The organism is Pseudomonas sp. NPDC096950 (assembly GCF_044762525.1).
In the GTDB taxonomy this organism is placed as follows: Bacteria; Pseudomonadota; Gammaproteobacteria; order Pseudomonadales; family Pseudomonadaceae; genus Aquipseudomonas.
On sequence record NZ_JBIWEL010000001.1, the window covers coordinates 610,462 to 626,134 of the forward strand.

Below are 15,673 nucleotides of genomic sequence, written 5' to 3' on the forward strand. Positions count from 1 at the left end.
TGCTTCGCGAGCAAGCCCGCTCCCACATTGGATCTGCATTGGATGTAATATTTGTGGTCAACCCCTGTCCCCTGTGGGAGCGGGCTTGCTCGCGAAGGCGTCCGCAACGTCAACAAAAAAGGCAGCCCTGAGGCTGCCTTTTTTTGTGTTCCGTTGAATCAACTCAGGACAGGAAACCCCCATCCACATTCAGAGAAACACCCGTGGTATAGCTCGACGCATCACTCGCGAGATAAAGCACCGCACCCGCCATCTCGCTCGGATCCGCCACGCGCTTCAGCGGAATCTGCTGCAGTGCGGTCTTCAGTATCGCGTCATTTTTCACCAGCGCCGACGCAAACTTGGTGTCGGTCAGGCCCGGCAGCAGGGCGTTACAGCGGATGCCGAATTGCGCGCATTCCTTGGCGAAGACTTTAGTCATGTTGATCACCGCCGCCTTGGTCACCGAGTAGATGCCCTGGAAGATCCCCGGCGAGATGCCGTTGATCGACGCCACGTTGATGATGCTGCCACCGCCGTTGTCGCGCATCAGCTTGCCGGCTTCCACGGACATGAAGAAGTAGCCGCGGATGTTCACGTCGACGGTTTTCTGGAAGGCGCTGAGGTCGGTGTCCAGCACGTTGCAGAACTGCGGGTTGGTGGCGGCGTTGTTGACCAGGATGTCCAGACGCCCGAACTGTTCGCGGATGGCGGCGAAGACTTGGGTGATCTGTTCCATTTCGCCGATGTGGCAGGCGATGGCGGTGGCTTTGCCGCCGGCGGCGATGATCGCGTCGGCCACGTGTTGGCAGCCGTCGAGTTTGCGGCTCGAAACGATCACATGGGCACCTTGCTGGGCCAGCAGTTTGGCAATGGCTTCACCGATGCCACGGCTGGCGCCGGAGACGAAAGCGATCTTGCCGTCGAGGTCGAACAACTGAGTCTTGGACATGGGATTCTCTTATAAAAAGTCTTGTTAGAGGGCCTGGATCAAAGGCTGGATTTCTGGATGACCTGCAAACTCATCTGCTCCAGCAGTTTGTTCATGTGAATGAACTGCGCGAAGCGTTTGTCCTGGGTCTGACCATGGAAGAAACGGTAGTAAATCTGCTGCACGATGCCGGCCAGGCGGAACAGGCCGTAGGTGTAGTAGAAGTCGAAATTGTCGATCTGGATGCCGGAGCGTTCGGCGTAGTAATCGACGAATTCGCGGCGGGTCAGCATGCCCGGCGCGTGGCTCGGCTGGCGGCGCATCAGTTGCACCGGCGCCGGGTCGCCGGCCTCGATCCAGTAGGCGAGGGTGTTGCCCAAGTCCATCAGCGGGTCGCCGAGGGTGGTCAGCTCCCAGTCGAGCACGCCGATGATCTCCATCGGGTTGTGCGGGTCGAGGATCACGTTGTCGAAGCGGTAATCGTTGTGGACGATGCTCGACGTCGGGTGGTCGGCCGGCATCTTGTCGTTGAGCCAGGCCTTGACCGCTTCCCACTGTGGCGCGTCGGGGGTCAGGGCTTTCTCGTAGCGTTCGCTCCAGCCTTTGATCTGCCGTGCGACGTAGCCTTCGGGTTTGCCGAGGTCAGACAGACCACAGGCGTTGTAGTCGACCCGGTGCAGCTCGACGAACTTGTCGATGAAGCTTTTGCACAGCGCTTCGGTCTTGGCCGAATCCAGGCCCAGTTCCGGTGGCAGTTCCGAGCGCAGGATGATGCCGTTGACCCGCTCCATCACGTAGAACTCGGCGCCGATCACTGATTCGTCGGTGCAGTGCACGTAGGCTTTGGGGCAGTACGGGAAGCCGTCCTTGAGTTGGTTGAGAATGCGGAATTCGCGGCCCATGTCGTGGGCGGACTTGGCTTTGTGGCCGAACGGCGGGCGTCGCAGGACGAATTCCTGTTCGGGATATTCCAGCAAGTAAGTCAGGTTCGACGCGCCGCCGGGAAACTGGCTGATCTGCGGCAAGCCGCTCAAACCCGGAATATGCGCCTTGAGGTACGGATCGATCAGGCTGGCATCGAGTTCTTCGCCAGAGCGGATACGGGTGGACTGGTCAGTAAGCGCCATGCTTATCCCTTCTGCTTATTTTGGAGGCCAGACATCATTGGCTAATCTAATGGTGAGACGGGCGTGCCACAAGCGCGGCTCGGTCTTATAGGTTAGCGTGTTGCTGGATAATCAGCGTTCCTGATGCGAGAACCGGCGCGGCGGTCTATGGTTCTGGGGATGCAATGCTTCCAGGAAGGAGGTTTGAAATGGGTTGTCCGCAAGTGTGTGCCACCGCAACCCTGCAATGCAGCTTCGGCGCGGCGCCCGCCGTGCTTAATGTGTTGCCGGTGAACCGAACCCTGACCGGCGGCATGCCGGCGGCCAACATCATGGACCACATTCCGCTGGTCAACGTCATGCCGTTCGGCGTGTGCATGAGCATGGCCAACCCGATGGTCGCGGCCGCCACCGCTGCGGCGCTCGGCGTATTGACCCCGATGCCCTGCATCCCGGCCACCGCCTCACCGTGGCTCCCCGGCGCACCCACCGTGCTGCTCGGCAACATGCCGGCGCTGGATGCCAACAGCATCTTGATGTGCAACTGGGCAGGGGTGATCAAAATCGCCATGCCGGGGCAGATGCAAATGCTCATCCCCTGACACCAAACCCTGTGGATGACAGGTTTGTGTCCGACACAGATCAAAAATGTGGGAGCGGGCTTGCTCGCGAAGGCGGTGTGTCAGGCGACATTGATGCTGGATGTGCCGGCCTCTTCGCGAGCAAGCCCGCTCCCACAGGGGATCTTCGGTGGATGCAAAAGGTGTGTCCCGCGCCGATCAAAACTGTGGGAGCGGGCTTGCTCGCGATGAGGCCCTCACTACCCACATAAAACTCAAGCCTGTTCGGGATCCGTCCACCGCCGAACCCACCAACGCACCCGGGAAATCGGCTTGCCCTCGGCATCCAGCGGTCGCCCATCGCTGGCAAAACCCTGTTCCGGCTCCACCAGTTGCCCATTGAGATAACGCGCATCCACCGCCGGTTTGCCGTTGGGATGAAAGCGCTGATAACGCCCCTCACGCACCCCATCGCGATAGAACTCGGCCTCGGCCAGTTGCCCGTCCGGGAAGTAATTATTTGCCTCGCCATGCAGCAAACCCCGGCGGTAACTGGCCTTGCGCTGCAACCAACCCTCGGGCGCATAGAAACTGGCGACCCCCTGCAACTTGTCCCGCACAAAGGGCAAATGCGCCGACACCTTGCCATTGGGGTGATACAACAAACTCGTGCCCTGCAATTCCCCCTGGCTGTAATTCAGATCGGCCTGGGGCCGGCCGGCCTCCTTGATATGCAGTGGACCTTCCAGTCGCTCATCGACCAGGCGACCGTCCATGTGACTGTCACCACGGTCCAGGTCCACTTTGCTGGATGACATCGTCGTAAACCTCCTCAGTTGACCTTCACTAACCCGCCCTTGATCGTCAACATGCCGCCACCGTCCACGGTCTGCTCGGCGCCGCCCTTGTTCATGAGGCTAACCCCTGCGTCGTTGGTCAGTGTGGTGCCGGCCTTGTTGGTCAACGTGGTCCCGGCCGTATTGCTCAAGGATGTACCGGCCTTTTGGGTGACTGACGTGCTGGCCTCCGCCGCCAAATCGGCGCCACTCTTGATCGAAAAACTGCCGCCGCTTTGCAGGGTCAGGGTGCCGCTGACCTTGATCGTCAGGTTGCCGTCCACCGTCAGGCTGTAATTACCGGTGACCTTGTGGTCGTAATTGCCGCCGGTGCTGTGGGTCTGGTCGGTACCAACCGTCACCGTGCGACTGTCCTTCACATCGAGGGTGTCGCTGCCGGTCTGGATCGTCACGCTGCGTTTGCCTTTCTCCAGGGTCACCGTCTCGTCGCCGTCCTTCACCGTGCGCGTGCGCGCGTTCTGCACCGTCAGGGTTTCGTCGTGGCCGACGGTCGCGGTGGTGTCGTTGAGCACGTTGATCTTGAAATCCTTCTGCGCCTGCAAGAACACCTCTTCGGCGTCTTTCTTGTCTTCGAAGCGCAACTCGTTGAACCCGCCACCGCCCTTGGACGACTGGGTCTTGATCCCGGACTGGGTCTGATTCGCCGGCAGCGCGTAGGGCAGGGCGTTGTCGCCGTTGTAGACACAACCGGTCACCAGTGGCCGATCGGGATCGCCATCGATAAACGTCACGATCACTTCCTGGCCGATGCGCGGGATGAACTGCATGCCGAAACCCTTGCCGCTCCAGGGCAGCACCACCCGCACCCAGCAGGAACTGGTTTCGTCATTCTTGCCGTCGCGGTCCCAAGGAAACTGCAACTTGATCCGACCATATTCGTCGGTCCAGATTTCTTCGCCGGACTTGCCGACGACAATGGCGGTTTGCGTATGCATCCGCGGTTTGGGCGTGGTCCGCGCCGGACGGAACGGTGTGGCCTTGGGAATTGCTTCAAAGCGATTGCGATAGTTTTCGTGGCTGGCTTCATGGGTGACCGCCGTCACCACCCAATCGATATTCAGACTCGCATCATCATGGCCCGCGAGGGTGAACCAATGCCCCGGCACCAGCCAGCGACAGTCGCTTTCACCGACAAAACGTTTCTCCTGACTGCGCAACCCGTCGACTCGCTGCTTGGTCAACGCATCGCCGCGAGCTTTGGCGTTATAGCCGCCCGGATGTTCATAGATAGAGCGTGGCCCGGCGACGGCTTCGGCCTGGCCGTAGAGCGACGTGGTCGGCGTGGTGAACTCATAATCCGTCGCCCGATACACCCCGGCGACGGCTTGCATGCACACCTGGCCGGAACGAATCCCATGCAACTCACGTTCGCCCAACTGTTGGCCGAGGTAGTTGACTGTCGGCCCGTTGGGAATCGGCACAAACGCGTCGTTACTGTCCCCCAGCACCAAGGTGTGCTTGCCGTCTTCATGGGTGAAAAACCAGAAAATCCCTTCTTCTTCCAGCAACCGTGAAACGAAGGCGAAATCCGTCTCGCCGTACTGCACGCAGTATTCGCGCGGGGTATAGCTGCCGGTGAGCGACAGTTTGAACTCGGTAAACCCGTGAGCCTTGAAAATCGTGGTGACGATGTCCGAGGTCGCGAGGTTTTGAAACACACGGTTGTTACTGGCCAGGGTCAGCCACCACAGCCATGGCCTTAACACCAGTTGATAACGTTCGGCGGTGGCGTCGGCGGGGAGTTGGCGGATCTCGGCGACCAGTGCATCGAAGGGGCGAAGCAGGGCGTCGTTGTGCAGTGTGGTGGTGACGTGGGTGGCGACGGCGGTGGTCAGGGTGAGAGAGGTGCCGTCGTTGAGGCCGTTGAGGATTTGCGAGCCCAGCCCGTTGAGCGATTCCTCGCCGGACAGCGATTCAGGGTACAGCGCCGACAGCGAAGTGGCGGTGAGGGAGATAGAGGTGTTGCTGTCGGTGGTGCGGGGCATTGAATGGCCTCAGGTATTGGGCAATGACTGGGTGATTCCTTTGAACAGGTTATTCATATTTTTTGTGCATAGTGTGCGGCGCTTTTGGCCATCACGTCACGGTAGTTTGCCCCGCCATTGGTGACGAAAATATGCCCGCCTTCGCTTTCAAAAATAGAGGCTTTCAGTGTGGGGTCGTAGGCCAGATAAAGATGAGTAGGTACAGATATTGAATCCGGTATTTTGTACGGCAGCATCATCAGGCAATTATTCAGAAAAATCGGCAGGTGGCCTTTGGTGGGTCTTGGTTTTATTGTTTGGGGGTCCGCCTCGATGTGGGCGCCGTTAAAAAACTGGTACAACAGATTTTGGGTGTCCTTTGTAATATCCCAATGTGTATTTATAGGGGTTGTAACGCCAGGATCCATATAAGGCTTGCAGTCGCTTCTTTTAAATAGCAGTGATTTGCTAATTTGCTCCTGGGCGAGGCTGCTCATGCCACAGAGCATGATATAAATTCGGCGGGGACGCAGCCCGGAAAAAAAGATGTTATTCATCAAGTTAAATGCTTGGGTTCCTGAATAGCTGGCATCGTCTATGTAAAGCACATCATAGGTATAGTCTGGGTTTTCAGGTACTAGTGTGCGTTCGGGGATGGGGCCCGCATTCAGCCCATATCCTATGTTCTCTGGATTTAATATCGGGGTGTCTGGCGCAAATAAAAAAAGCCCGGTGAGCCAGGCGTCACTTTTCCATTGGGAGTTGATGACGGGGTAAATGGGCCACGTGGGGTCAGTATTTTTTTGTAGAGTGATATAAGCCGAGATTTTTGCAGCGAATGCCTCCGGACCCTCGGGCATCAGAGTTTTTATTCTCCATGCTTCGCGCAGCGCATTGTCCAGGTCTAACTCCCATCGCGGGTTTTGCATAAGTCTATTAATGGTAATAGACCGCTCTGAGTTATCTTTTATGGGCTGTGTAGGAGACAATAAAGACGCTTCATTTAACTTTGATTTCAACCATTCGGTGTAGACCTTTTTGCCATGCGCATCCACATCGCCAAACCGGGTCATTGCTACTCCTTTGCTGCAACCCGCTAGCTTTGCAAGGTCAATGATGTACATGAGCAACTCCTTGGACGTGGGCAGGCCTGGATGTGAAGAGACGTCTTATATATTCGATAAAAATAACGCTGTCCCTTTTTGTCAATTTACTCAGACGTTATGTATTTCCACGTCTTGATCGAAGTTATTGGCATTGGGCGCATGCATGGCAGGCGCACCCGCCATGTAGTTGCCGGTATGTTGGTGAGCCGCCAATGCCCCTGGCACGTTGTAAGGAGGGAATCCGCCGAAATTCACCGGCAGCGCGGCCAGTGCCACTCTATTGGCCACTGCGTTGGCAATCACAATGTGGATGGCGCCGGCGATCTTCGGCAAGCTGACGGCCCGCCATCTGACGACAATATGCGACGGGACATAAGTATAGAGATCGTTCATATTGGCCGGCGGGATGGCGTAGGTGTCGGTTGATCTGACGACTTGATACTCCACGCCAACCCAATAATTAGGCATGGGGTTGTGCAAGTCAAAGTTACGGCAGGCGTTCAGAAAGTTACGAATATGGTTTTCAATGCCGGTGTGCCAACTGTTGGCCTGCGAGCTGAGAATCGTCAGGTTATTCCACTGACTACCGGAGCCGCCCCATTCTCCATTGATCAAATGCGCCCGTTTCCAACTCACCACATCTTCAACAAAGGTATGACCCGGAAATCCCATGCCAATCCACGGCGTGTTCCAGCCTTCACCGCCAATACTGGGTTGGTTGTTGACCTGAATACCCCCCGGTGCGGCGATGTCCGGGCCCAGAATGCAGTGGGCCCAAGTGGCTCCCATGGATTTGCCATGCGCGGCATAAATGGGGCCGTATTGATCTGCGGCCATCGTAAAGACTGTCTGATCTGGTGAGACGGAGCCGTATTGATTGATCCAGCGAGTCATGGCGTCTCCTATTGTTAAATATTCGTCCCACTTGCAGTCGTCACCCCAACCGCCCCAATACTCCAATCAAGCGCACGATGGCCTGGCCTGCTTGATAAAGACGAAAACCTGGAGTCATCAAGTGTGTTCTGACATCGTCGAATGCGTCATTGAACGGCGCTCGTTGTGCCGGCCCCTGCAGCACGACTTGAGTGCCGTTTCGCGTGGTCAGTCCGTGGAGGTTGTTCCAGCCAAAGGGCGTTGCGCCGTTATTGCCGGTGATCCAGGTTTGTACGGCGGTGAAGTACTCGGTAAAGCCCTGTAGCAGGGGCTCCTGGTTTTCCGGGGTGGATGCTGCCCACGTGCTGAGTGCTCGAACATTCAACTGTGTCGCCAGTTGCGCTGTTGTAAATGCCATACACTTACTCCCTGTACATACAGGTGCCTTGGTATTGGAGCGGCATCCCGTGGTTATTCCAACACCCACTCCGCCAACTTCCCTGTCACCTGCGTCATCAACACATTCTCAACATCCCGCGCACCTGCCGCACTGCACTTGGCCAACACCGCCTGCACAATCCCGGCATCAAACTCAAACTGTTTGCCAGTCGCCGCTTTATACCGGCCACGCAATTTTTCGAGCTTGGCCAGCACAATCCCTTCCAGCGTCGCCTCATCCAGCGGCCGATACGCCACCACCGTCATCCGCGCCAGAAACGCCGGCCTGAACGCTTGCAACAGCACTTTGTGCAACGCTTCGTTAAATGCGTCAGTACCCAGTTGCGCGGCGGGCGTGTCAAGCAACAACTCAGCCCCAACGTTACTGGTGGCCAACATCACGGTGTTTTTGAAATCCACCACCAACCCGGTGCCGTCCTCCATCACGCCTTTATCGAAGACGTTGTAAAACGCCTCCAACACATCCGGATGGGCCTTTTCGATTTCATCCAGCAACACCACCGAATACGGTTTGCGCCGCACGGCTTCGGTGAGCACGCCGCCGCTGCCATAACCGACATAACCGGGCGGGGCGCCTTTGAGTTGGCTGACGGTGTGGGCTTCCTGATATTCCGAGAGGTTGATGCTGATCAGGTTGCGTTCGCCGCCGTACAGGGCGTCGGCCAGGGCGTAGGCGGTTTCGGTTTTACCCACGCCGGTGGGGCCGACCAGCAGGAACACGCCGACCGGTTTTTGCGGGTCGGTGAGGCCGGCGCGGTAGGCCTGCAAGCGCTGGGCGATGGTGCCGAGGGCGATGCTTTGGCCCATCACCCGTTGGCCCATGCGTTGGCCGAGGGTGCGTACGGCGTGGGCTTCGTCGGCGAGCATTTTGCCGACCGGGATGCCGGTCCAGCCGGCGATCACGGCAGCGACGGTTTTGGTGTCGACCTGTTCCGGCACCAGTGGATCGTCCTGGCGAATCGCGTCGAGCCCGGCTTCCAGGCGCACCAGTTCGGCCGCCAGGTGGTCGATGCGACTGTCGATGTTTTCGTCGGGTTTGTCGCTGTCGGCGCGTTCGCTGAGCGCGAGCAGTTCGCGGCGGGTTTCCAGCAGTTCGCGCACGGCGACCCGCTCTTCGTTCCAGCGGGTTTCCAGTTCGCGAATCGCTTGCACGTTGCTGATGGATTCGCTTTCCAGCAGGGTGATGCGCTCGCGGTGATCAAGCCCGGTGGCCTGTTCTCGGCGCAGGCGTTCGACTTCATCCTTGAGGCTGTTCTGGCGGTGGCGCAGGCTTTCCAGCGGTGGCGGAACATCGTGCTGGCCGAGGGCGACCCGGGCGCACGCGGTGTCGAGCACGCTGATGGCTTTGTCCGGCAACTGCCGGCCGGAGATGTAGCGATGGGACAATTTCACCGCTTCATGAATCGCCGCGTCGAGCACCTGCACACCGTGATGCTGTTCCAGTTTTGCGGCGACCCCTCGGAGCATTTCCACGGCAGTGATTTCGTCCGGTTCCTCGACTTGCACGAGTTGAAAACGCCTCGCCAATGCCGGGTCTTTCTCGAAATATTTTTTGTACTCCAGCCAGGTGGTGGCGGCGAGGGTGCGCAACTCGCCACGGGCCAGGGCCGGTTTCAGCAGATTGGCCGCGTCGCTGCCACCTTCCGCACCACCGGCACCGATCAGGGTGTGGGCTTCATCGATAAACAAAATGATGGGTTTTTCCGCGTTGCGCACCGCGTCAATCACGCCTTTGAGCCGTTGTTCGAACTCGCCCTTGACCCCGGCGCCGGCCTGCAACAAGCCGAGGTCGAGCACCCGCAAACTGACTTCCTGCAACGACGGCGGCACGTCCCCGGCGGCGATACGCAGGGCCAGGCCTTCGACCACGGCGGTTTTGCCGACGCCCGGTGCGCCCACGAGGATCGGATTGTTCTGCCGGCGACGCAGCAGGATGTCGATGCACTGACGAATCTCACCATCGCGCCCGACGATGGGATCGATGCGCCCGGCATGGGCGTCGGCGGTCAGGTCCTGGGTGTATTGGTCCAGCACCGAATCCTGTTTGGGCGCTGATTGGCCCGGTGCAGAAGGTCGCGTGCCACCGACGTGTTCCCGAGAACTTTCGGTCCACTCCAGCAGGTTGCTGCGCAGTGCCTCCCGGGGAATCTTCAGCAGCGACGAAGCGCTGTTGAGCAACAAGCTGCGGCGCTCGTCGCGGTCAATCAACGCCAACAGCAGCAAGCCGGAACGAATACTGTCGAGCCCCAACACGCTGGCCTGGACCACCGCGTCTTCCAGCAGTCCGGTGGTGTGGGTCGAGAGTGCCGGCGTACGAGTGCTGCCGGATTTGAACAGCTCCAGGGCCTTGTTGATTTCGGCGGTCAGGGCATCACGCTCCAGACCGAAGCGCGGCAGCAAATAGGCAAAGTCACCGCCCTCGATGTCCAGCAACTCCAGCAGCAAGTGCTCGATTTCGACGTAGTGATGACCCCGTTGCAGACAGCGCTGCGCGGCCCGTTCCAGGGCGCGGCGGTTGTCCGGGTTGAGGCGTCCGATCAGGCTGGCCAGTTCCATTCAAGTGATCTCCAGCTGACGAAGGCGGGTTTCGATGCGTTGCACGGCGAGGCTGGTCTGGCGTTGCAAACCGCCGTTCCAGCTGAGTAGCGGCGGTGCTTCGCGACCGAGTTTCATCGGTCCGGCACCGCGCACCAGCAACACCAACGTGCAATCCAGGTCCGGGCCGAAGTACAGCGCGCAGAGGCTGGCCAGCGCCGGGTGGGATTCGCCGTCCGGCAAAAACTTTGCGGCCTGGGCCGAAGACAGCGGACCGAGGGTCATTCTGAAACCCGCGTGTTCATCCCAGACCCGAGTACCGGCCACTGCCGTGCGACCCAGTTGCAGGTTGCGCCCGCCCGGGATCATGCGGCTGCGACTGGCCGGTGGGATCTCGCGCCAGGCGCCTTCATAAGCGCTCAGTTCCACCGGCAGTTCGAAATGCTCGCGCACCACGGCGGCGAAACCGGCGAGGGAGCGGCGGCCATCGGCGAACAATGCGCTGCACGCCAACACCGCCGAGTCGGGCATGGCCCCGCGTTCCTGCAAGGCTTTGGGCAACAAACCGGTCAGCGCGCGCAATTGCGCCTGGACCGGCGAGGCGCCGGGAACCGTGAAGCCCACGGCAATCCGGTGTTTGCGCATCACCTTGTACAACAGGCTCAACAGACGATGCTGGAACAGGTCGAGGAATTCCGCCGGTGCGTAGTCCTTGGCCCGGGCCCGTTGTTGCAGCCATTCCTGATAGGCGTAGGGCAGGGGACCGTCGGGGCCGCCGAGGCCGAACACCGGTGTGCTGAGGACCGGTTGTTCGCCGGTTTGCTGGGTCAGGCTTTCGATTTCACTGGCGGCGAACAGTGGCGTCAACGGCCCGCGCAGGCGAATGGCTTCCGCCTCGGGTGAAGTGCCGCTGCCCAGGGATTCGGCCTGCGGGTGTTCGCGCTCCAGCAGCAACAGCGCCTGCAACAGTTCAAACGCTTGCGGATCGCGGCGCAGCTTTTCACTCAGGTTCAGAGGGAAAGCGGCATGCCGGCTTGGGGTTGCCATGTTTTCACCTCCTTGTCCGACTGGACCAGCACCGTGCGCACAAAGCGATTGGCCGTGGCATACAGGGAAAAGAATTGCGCCAACACCGCCGAGAACAATACTGCGCTGCTGCCGACAAAATGCTGCGCATCGAGTTGCAACTGCACCTCCAACCCATTGCGCCAACCGCGCCAGGCGTCTTCGCCGACATGGCCGATGACCCGCTCGCAGCCAAGGCTGAGCAAACCTTCGATCTGCCGCAGGGCGCTGGCCTCATCGCGCAGGTTGTGCAGTTGCAGGATTTCCTTGAGGGCGTCCAACGCCTGGGGCCCTTCGACCAGCGACAAATGATTGAGGGTCAGTTGCGACACCAGCCGCCAGCGCGATTCACCGTCCAGTCGCGGCAAACTCTGCGGGCTCGGCGGGTTGCGCAGACGTGCCCAGGCCACCGGCCCCGGCCGTTCAAACCCCAACGGCGTACCGGCGGGCAGGCTTTGGGCCAGGTGCCGATTGGTGCACAACAGTTCGGCAGTGAGGCTGTATTCGACCATGTCTGAAAGCGGGTCGAGCCGGGTGTCCACCAGGCTCATCAACAGATCGGTGCCGAGGCGATTCGGGGTCATGCCGCTGACCCGGCGCGCATGCCAGTAGCATTGTTTGTCGCCGCCGCCGTGCTGGCTGCCGTAATAGGCCGGCACCCGTTGCACGCCTTGGCGAGTGGTGGCGCGCACCGCGCGGATGCTGTGGATCTCGACGCTGTTTTCCCGGTGACTGTCGGCCACCAACCGGTATTCGCTGCGGGTGCCGTCCGGGCGCAGGGGCTCGGAGGTGCGCGGGAACAGGTTGATCACCGGCGCGCAACCGAGGGTGATGTCGCTGGCCTGAAGGTGCATGCGGCTGGTGGGCGGACGGTCGAAGACGATGTACACAAACAGCGTCTGGCTGTCGCTGCTGGCACCGGCCAATGGCAAGTCGAAGAAGTTGAATTTGTCCGGAAAGGCAAAGTACTCGGCCAGCAGGCGCATGCCCGGATGCACGCCGTCTTCGTCCGGCAACAACACTTCATCGCTGGCAAACCCGACAATCTTCGGCAGCCCCGCCAACGTTTTCGGCACGCTGCCCGCCGGCCCGGCGAGCACCTTCACCGCATGGGCACCGAGCAGGTCATACAGGCAAGCGTTGATTACCGGGGAGGCGGCCAAATGGATGCGCAAATGCGCGATGTTCAGCTCCGACCATTGGCTTTCACCGAGGCAACGCAGGCTCAGGCGCAGCGCCGAACGGGCCTGGGGAACGCCGGTCAGGGCCTGGGCTTCATCGCTGCCCAACAGCAGGGCTTCGTTGATTTCCACTGGCCACAACTGAACCGCGGCGCTGGTGCGGAAGTGGATGCTTTCGCCCTTGCTGGTGGTGACGAACAACGGCGTGTCCCGGGGCAAGGGGTAGCCGCCGGCGAGGTTGCCTTTGCTCGGGTCGGGCTGGAATTGCACGATGGCGCAGGACGGCAACGGACGCATGGCCAACGGGTAGAGTTGTTCCAGCAGGGCGTCGCTGAATTCGGCGTAGTCGTCATCGAGCCTTCGTTGCAGGCGCGCCGCCAACAGCGCAAAGCCTTCCAGCAGGCGTTCGACGTGCGGGTCGGGGCACTCGCCGGGGGACAGTTCCAGACGCCGGGCCACCTTGGGATAACGCTCGGCGAAAATACTCCCTGCGTGTCGCAGCCAGGTCAGTTCCCGTTGGTAGTAGTCGAGCAGTTGCGGGTCAATCGAGTCGCTCATGACGCACCTCAAGGCCATCGCTGGCCTTCTCGATGACAAACGCCACGGGCCAGTGCTGCTGGCCGCTGCGCAATTCGCCCAGCAGTCGGATGCTCAGTTGCTGCGGATGGCCGGGGACTGGATTGACCTGAACCTCGCCCAGTTTCAGGCGCGGTTCGAAATGGGTGATGGCCTCGCGCACTTCCCGCGCCAACTGACGACGGTCATCGCTGCGCTGCTGTTGCAGGGCGGTCCAGTCAGCGATGCCGTAGTCGAGAATGCTCGGCGGGGAGGTCAGCGGGCGTTGGCCGCGTCGGGTGTTGAACACGCGCAGCAACTCCGTTTGCACCGAGTCGAGCAACCCCTGGCGATCGAACACTTGCACCGTGTCGGCCTCGCTGGAGGACAACCGCTCGAACAGCGGAGGGAGAATGCCGGTGCCTGCCATGGCCGACGCGCCCGCTTACTTGACGAGCTTGTTGGCGGCCATGTCCCAGGTCGAGGCGGCCGTGCCTTCCTTGGTGCCATCGTCTTTCTGGGCAGTGAGTTCCCATTTGATCTTGGTGAAGTTCAGGGAAATGGTTTCCACCGGTTTGCCGCCCGTACCGCCGCTGACGCTGACGTTGGACAGCACCACGTTGGTCAGGGTGTAGATGATGAACGGCATCAGCTTGCCGCTGCCTTCGGCGGCGTTACGGCCGATGGTGATCTTGGCCTCCGGGATCGGTTTGCCGGCGCAGCAGTATTCGTTGAGGGACGGCGTGGAGCTGTCGACGAATTTGGTCAGGGTGAACTCGCCGATGTGCGGCTTGCCGGAGGTCCGTTCCGAGTTGCTGACGTCGTTGGTGACCTGCATCGCCACGTTGTGGCTGTAGGACATGATTTCGATTTTGTCCGTGTAGCCCTCGAGCAGGCTGTCACCTTTGATGTCGCCGCCGAGGTCGAGAATAATTGCATCCATCGCATGAAACTCCTGAAGGTTATCGCGCTAGATAAACGGAGAACTCCCGCCGGGCTGGCCGGCGGGAGTGAAGCAAGTCAGGCAGCAACCGGTGGCGGCAGGGTGGCGACCAAGCGGATCGATGCGGTCAGTTCTTCGAGCTGGAAGTGTGGCCGCAGGAACACCGTGGCCCGGTAAGCTCCGGGCTTGCCGGCGACTTCGGTCACGTCCACCCGGGCTTCACGCAACGGGTACTGCGCCTTGATCTCCTGCGGCGCGTTGTCGTTGATCAGCACGTAATCGGCGATCCAGTTGTTGAGGTAGGTCTGCACGTTGTCGCGGGTCATGAAACTGCCCACCTTGTCGCGCATGATCACTTTCAGGTAGTGCGCAAAACGGGACGCCGCGAGCACGTACGGCAACATCGCCGAAATCCGCGCGTTGGCGTTGGCCTCGTTGGTGTTGTAGAGCTTGGACTTGTTGGTGGTCTGGCCGCCGAAGAATACGGCCACGTCGCTGTTTTTCTTATGGCACAGGGCGATGAAGCCGAGGTCGTTGAGCTCTTTTTCCCGGCGGTCGGTGATCGCCACTTCGGTCGGGCATTTGAGCGACAGGTCACCGGAGCTGGTGCGGAAAGTATGCGCCGGCAGGCCTTGCACCGCGCCACCGCCTTCGGCCCCGCGAATCGCCGCGCACCAGCCGTACTTGGCGAAGGCTTCGGTGATGCGTTGCGACAAGGCCCAGGCCGCGTTGCCCCACAGGTACTTGCCGTGGTCGGTGCCGTTGACGTCTTCCACGTAGTTGATGCCTTCCACCGGCGAGGTTTCCGGGCCGTAAGGCAGGCGCAGCAGGAAGTGCGGCAGCACCAGGGAAACGTAGCGCGAGTCTTCGCTTTCGCGGAAGGAGCGCCATTTGATCAGCTCCTGGCTCTCGAAGACTTTCGACAGATCACGGGGCACGGCCAGTTCGGTGAAGCTGTTCATGTCGAACAGGCGTGGGCTGGCGGCGGCAATGAACGGTGCGTGGGCAGCGGCGGCGACGTTCGAGAGTTTCTCCAGCAGGCCGATGTCCTGCGGGTGCCGGCCGAAGGTGTAGTCACCCACCAACAGGCTGAACGGGTGGCCGCCGAAGGTGCCGTATTCTTCTTCGTAGATCTTCTTGAACAGCGCGCTCTGGTCGAACTCGACAGCTTTTTCCAGGTCGTTTTGCAGCTCTTTCTGGGTCACGTTGAGCAGGCGCAGTTTCAGTCGGGAACTGGTCTCGGTGTTCTGCACCAGCAGATGCAAGCCACGCCAGGACGCTTCGAGTTTCTGCATGTCCGGGTGGTGCAAAACTTCGTTGAGCTGGGCGCTGATCAGCTCGTCGATCTGGCTGATGCGGTCGTTGATCATCGCCACGGTGTCCTTGTCGATGGCCATGCCTTCGTCGAGTACCTGGGTGGCGAATTCCGCGAGCATGTCGCGGGCATAGTCCTGCTGGCTGTCATCATGGGCCATGCGGCCTTCGGCGATGATGCGGTCTAGCAGGGACAGGCTTTCCGTGGTGCTTTCACTGGTTTTGGCGGCGGCTGATGCGGGCAT

At 60.2% G+C, this 15,673-nt stretch carries 14 protein-coding genes; 1 reads left to right on the plus strand and 13 read right to left on the minus strand.

Features of this window, described 5'->3' with window-relative positions; all coding sequences use genetic code 11:
* Positions 1-163: 163 nt before the first annotated feature.
* Together ACIQY3_RS03015 and ACIQY3_RS03020 are read right to left on the minus strand one after the other, a co-directional pair.
* Positions 164-931, minus strand: coding sequence for an SDR family oxidoreductase (locus tag ACIQY3_RS03015; RefSeq protein ID WP_054047414.1), 768 nt, complete (start codon positions 929-931; stop codon positions 164-166).
* A 38-nt stretch (positions 932-969) separates the two neighbouring features.
* Positions 970-2,037 carry a phosphotransferase family protein gene (locus ACIQY3_RS03020; protein WP_403017101.1) on the minus strand — a complete coding sequence of 356 codons (1,068 nt, stop codon included), beginning with the start codon at positions 2,035-2,037 and terminating at the stop codon, positions 970-972.
* Between the two features lie 188 nt (positions 2,038-2,225).
* Here ACIQY3_RS03020 and ACIQY3_RS03025 point away from each other — a divergent pair, with 188 nt between their 5' ends.
* Positions 2,226-2,618 carry a DUF4280 domain-containing protein gene (locus tag ACIQY3_RS03025; RefSeq protein WP_054047418.1) on the plus strand — a complete coding sequence of 131 codons (393 nt, stop codon included), beginning with the start codon at positions 2,226-2,228 and terminating at the stop codon, positions 2,616-2,618.
* 233 nt (positions 2,619-2,851) lie between these two features.
* On the opposite strand, the gene ACIQY3_RS03030 is transcribed toward ACIQY3_RS03025, so the two are convergent.
* From ACIQY3_RS03030 to tssC, 11 genes are all read right to left on the minus strand, one after another.
* Positions 2,852-3,394, minus strand: a complete 543-nt coding sequence (locus tag ACIQY3_RS03030) for a toxin-antitoxin system YwqK family antitoxin (protein ID WP_403017103.1) — start codon at positions 3,392-3,394, stop codon at positions 2,852-2,854.
* A 14-nt stretch (positions 3,395-3,408) separates the two neighbouring features.
* A complete protein-coding gene (gene tssI / locus ACIQY3_RS03035; protein WP_403017105.1) occupies positions 3,409-5,418 on the minus strand; it encodes a type VI secretion system tip protein TssI/VgrG in 2,010 nt (669 codons plus the stop codon).
* 53 nt (positions 5,419-5,471) lie between these two features.
* A complete protein-coding gene (locus ACIQY3_RS03040) occupies positions 5,472-6,521 on the minus strand; it encodes a hypothetical protein (protein ID WP_403017106.1) in 1,050 nt (349 codons plus the stop codon).
* 90 nt (positions 6,522-6,611) lie between these two features.
* Entirely contained in the window at positions 6,612-7,397 is a 786-nt protein-coding gene (locus ACIQY3_RS03045; RefSeq protein ID WP_403017108.1) for a hypothetical protein, read from the minus strand.
* A 40-nt stretch (positions 7,398-7,437) separates the two neighbouring features.
* The gene (locus ACIQY3_RS03050) at positions 7,438-7,794 is read right to left on the minus strand and encodes a hypothetical protein (RefSeq protein ID WP_403017110.1); all 357 of its coding nucleotides are present in this window, start codon (positions 7,792-7,794) and stop codon (positions 7,438-7,440) included.
* 53 nt (positions 7,795-7,847) lie between these two features.
* Positions 7,848-10,391, minus strand: a complete 2,544-nt coding sequence (gene tssH / locus ACIQY3_RS03055; RefSeq protein ID WP_403017112.1) for a type VI secretion system ATPase TssH — start codon at positions 10,389-10,391, stop codon at positions 7,848-7,850.
* A complete protein-coding gene (gene tssG / locus ACIQY3_RS03060; RefSeq protein ID WP_403017115.1) occupies positions 10,392-11,417 on the minus strand; it encodes a type VI secretion system baseplate subunit TssG in 1,026 nt (341 codons plus the stop codon).
* Positions 11,381-13,174 (minus strand): type VI secretion system baseplate subunit TssF, encoded by a 1,794-nt coding sequence (gene tssF, locus ACIQY3_RS03065; RefSeq protein ID WP_403017117.1) that lies wholly within the window; start codon positions 13,172-13,174, stop codon positions 11,381-11,383. Before tssF ends, tssG begins: the two co-directional genes overlap by 37 nt.
* A complete protein-coding gene (gene tssE, locus ACIQY3_RS03070) occupies positions 13,158-13,601 on the minus strand; it encodes a type VI secretion system baseplate subunit TssE (RefSeq protein WP_403017119.1) in 444 nt (147 codons plus the stop codon). The genes tssF and tssE overlap by 17 nt, the downstream gene beginning before the upstream one ends.
* Positions 13,602-13,616: 15 nt before the next feature.
* Positions 13,617-14,114, minus strand: coding sequence for an Hcp family type VI secretion system effector (locus ACIQY3_RS03075; RefSeq protein ID WP_403017121.1), 498 nt, complete (start codon positions 14,112-14,114; stop codon positions 13,617-13,619).
* Between the two features lie 77 nt (positions 14,115-14,191).
* Positions 14,192-15,673 (minus strand): type VI secretion system contractile sheath large subunit, encoded by a 1,482-nt coding sequence (tssC, locus tag ACIQY3_RS03080; protein ID WP_403017124.1) that lies wholly within the window; start codon positions 15,671-15,673, stop codon positions 14,192-14,194.

Coding starts and splice junctions, on each gene's coding strand:
- tssF (WP_403017117.1), bottom strand. CDS start 13,174: ATGAGCGACTCGATTGACCCGCAACTGCTCGACTACTACCAACGGGAA.
- ACIQY3_RS03030 (WP_403017103.1), bottom strand. CDS start 3,394: ATGTCATCCAGCAAAGTGGACCTGGACCGTGGTGACAGTCACATGGAC.
- ACIQY3_RS03015 (WP_054047414.1), bottom strand. CDS start 931: ATGTCCAAGACTCAGTTGTTCGACCTCGACGGCAAGATCGCTTTCGTC.
- ACIQY3_RS03045 (WP_403017108.1), bottom strand. CDS start 7,397: ATGACTCGCTGGATCAATCAATACGGCTCCGTCTCACCAGATCAGACA.
- tssE (WP_403017119.1), bottom strand. CDS start 13,601: ATGGCAGGCACCGGCATTCTCCCTCCGCTGTTCGAGCGGTTGTCCTCC.
- tssI (WP_403017105.1), bottom strand. CDS start 5,418: ATGCCCCGCACCACCGACAGCAACACCTCTATCTCCCTCACCGCCACT.
- ACIQY3_RS03025 (WP_054047418.1), top strand. CDS start 2,226: ATGGGTTGTCCGCAAGTGTGTGCCACCGCAACCCTGCAATGCAGCTTC.
- ACIQY3_RS03050 (WP_403017110.1), bottom strand. CDS start 7,794: ATGGCATTTACAACAGCGCAACTGGCGACACAGTTGAATGTTCGAGCA.
- ACIQY3_RS03040 (WP_403017106.1), bottom strand. CDS start 6,521: ATGTACATCATTGACCTTGCAAAGCTAGCGGGTTGCAGCAAAGGAGTA.
- tssC (WP_403017124.1), bottom strand. CDS start 15,673: ATGCCCGCATCAGCCGCCGCCAAAACCAGTGAAAGCACCACGGAAAGC.
- tssH (WP_403017112.1), bottom strand. CDS start 10,391: ATGGAACTGGCCAGCCTGATCGGACGCCTCAACCCGGACAACCGCCGC.
- ACIQY3_RS03075 (WP_403017121.1), bottom strand. CDS start 14,114: ATGGATGCAATTATTCTCGACCTCGGCGGCGACATCAAAGGTGACAGC.
- ACIQY3_RS03020 (WP_403017101.1), bottom strand. CDS start 2,037: ATGGCGCTTACTGACCAGTCCACCCGTATCCGCTCTGGCGAAGAACTC.
- tssG (WP_403017115.1), bottom strand. CDS start 11,417: ATGGCAACCCCAAGCCGGCATGCCGCTTTCCCTCTGAACCTGAGTGAA.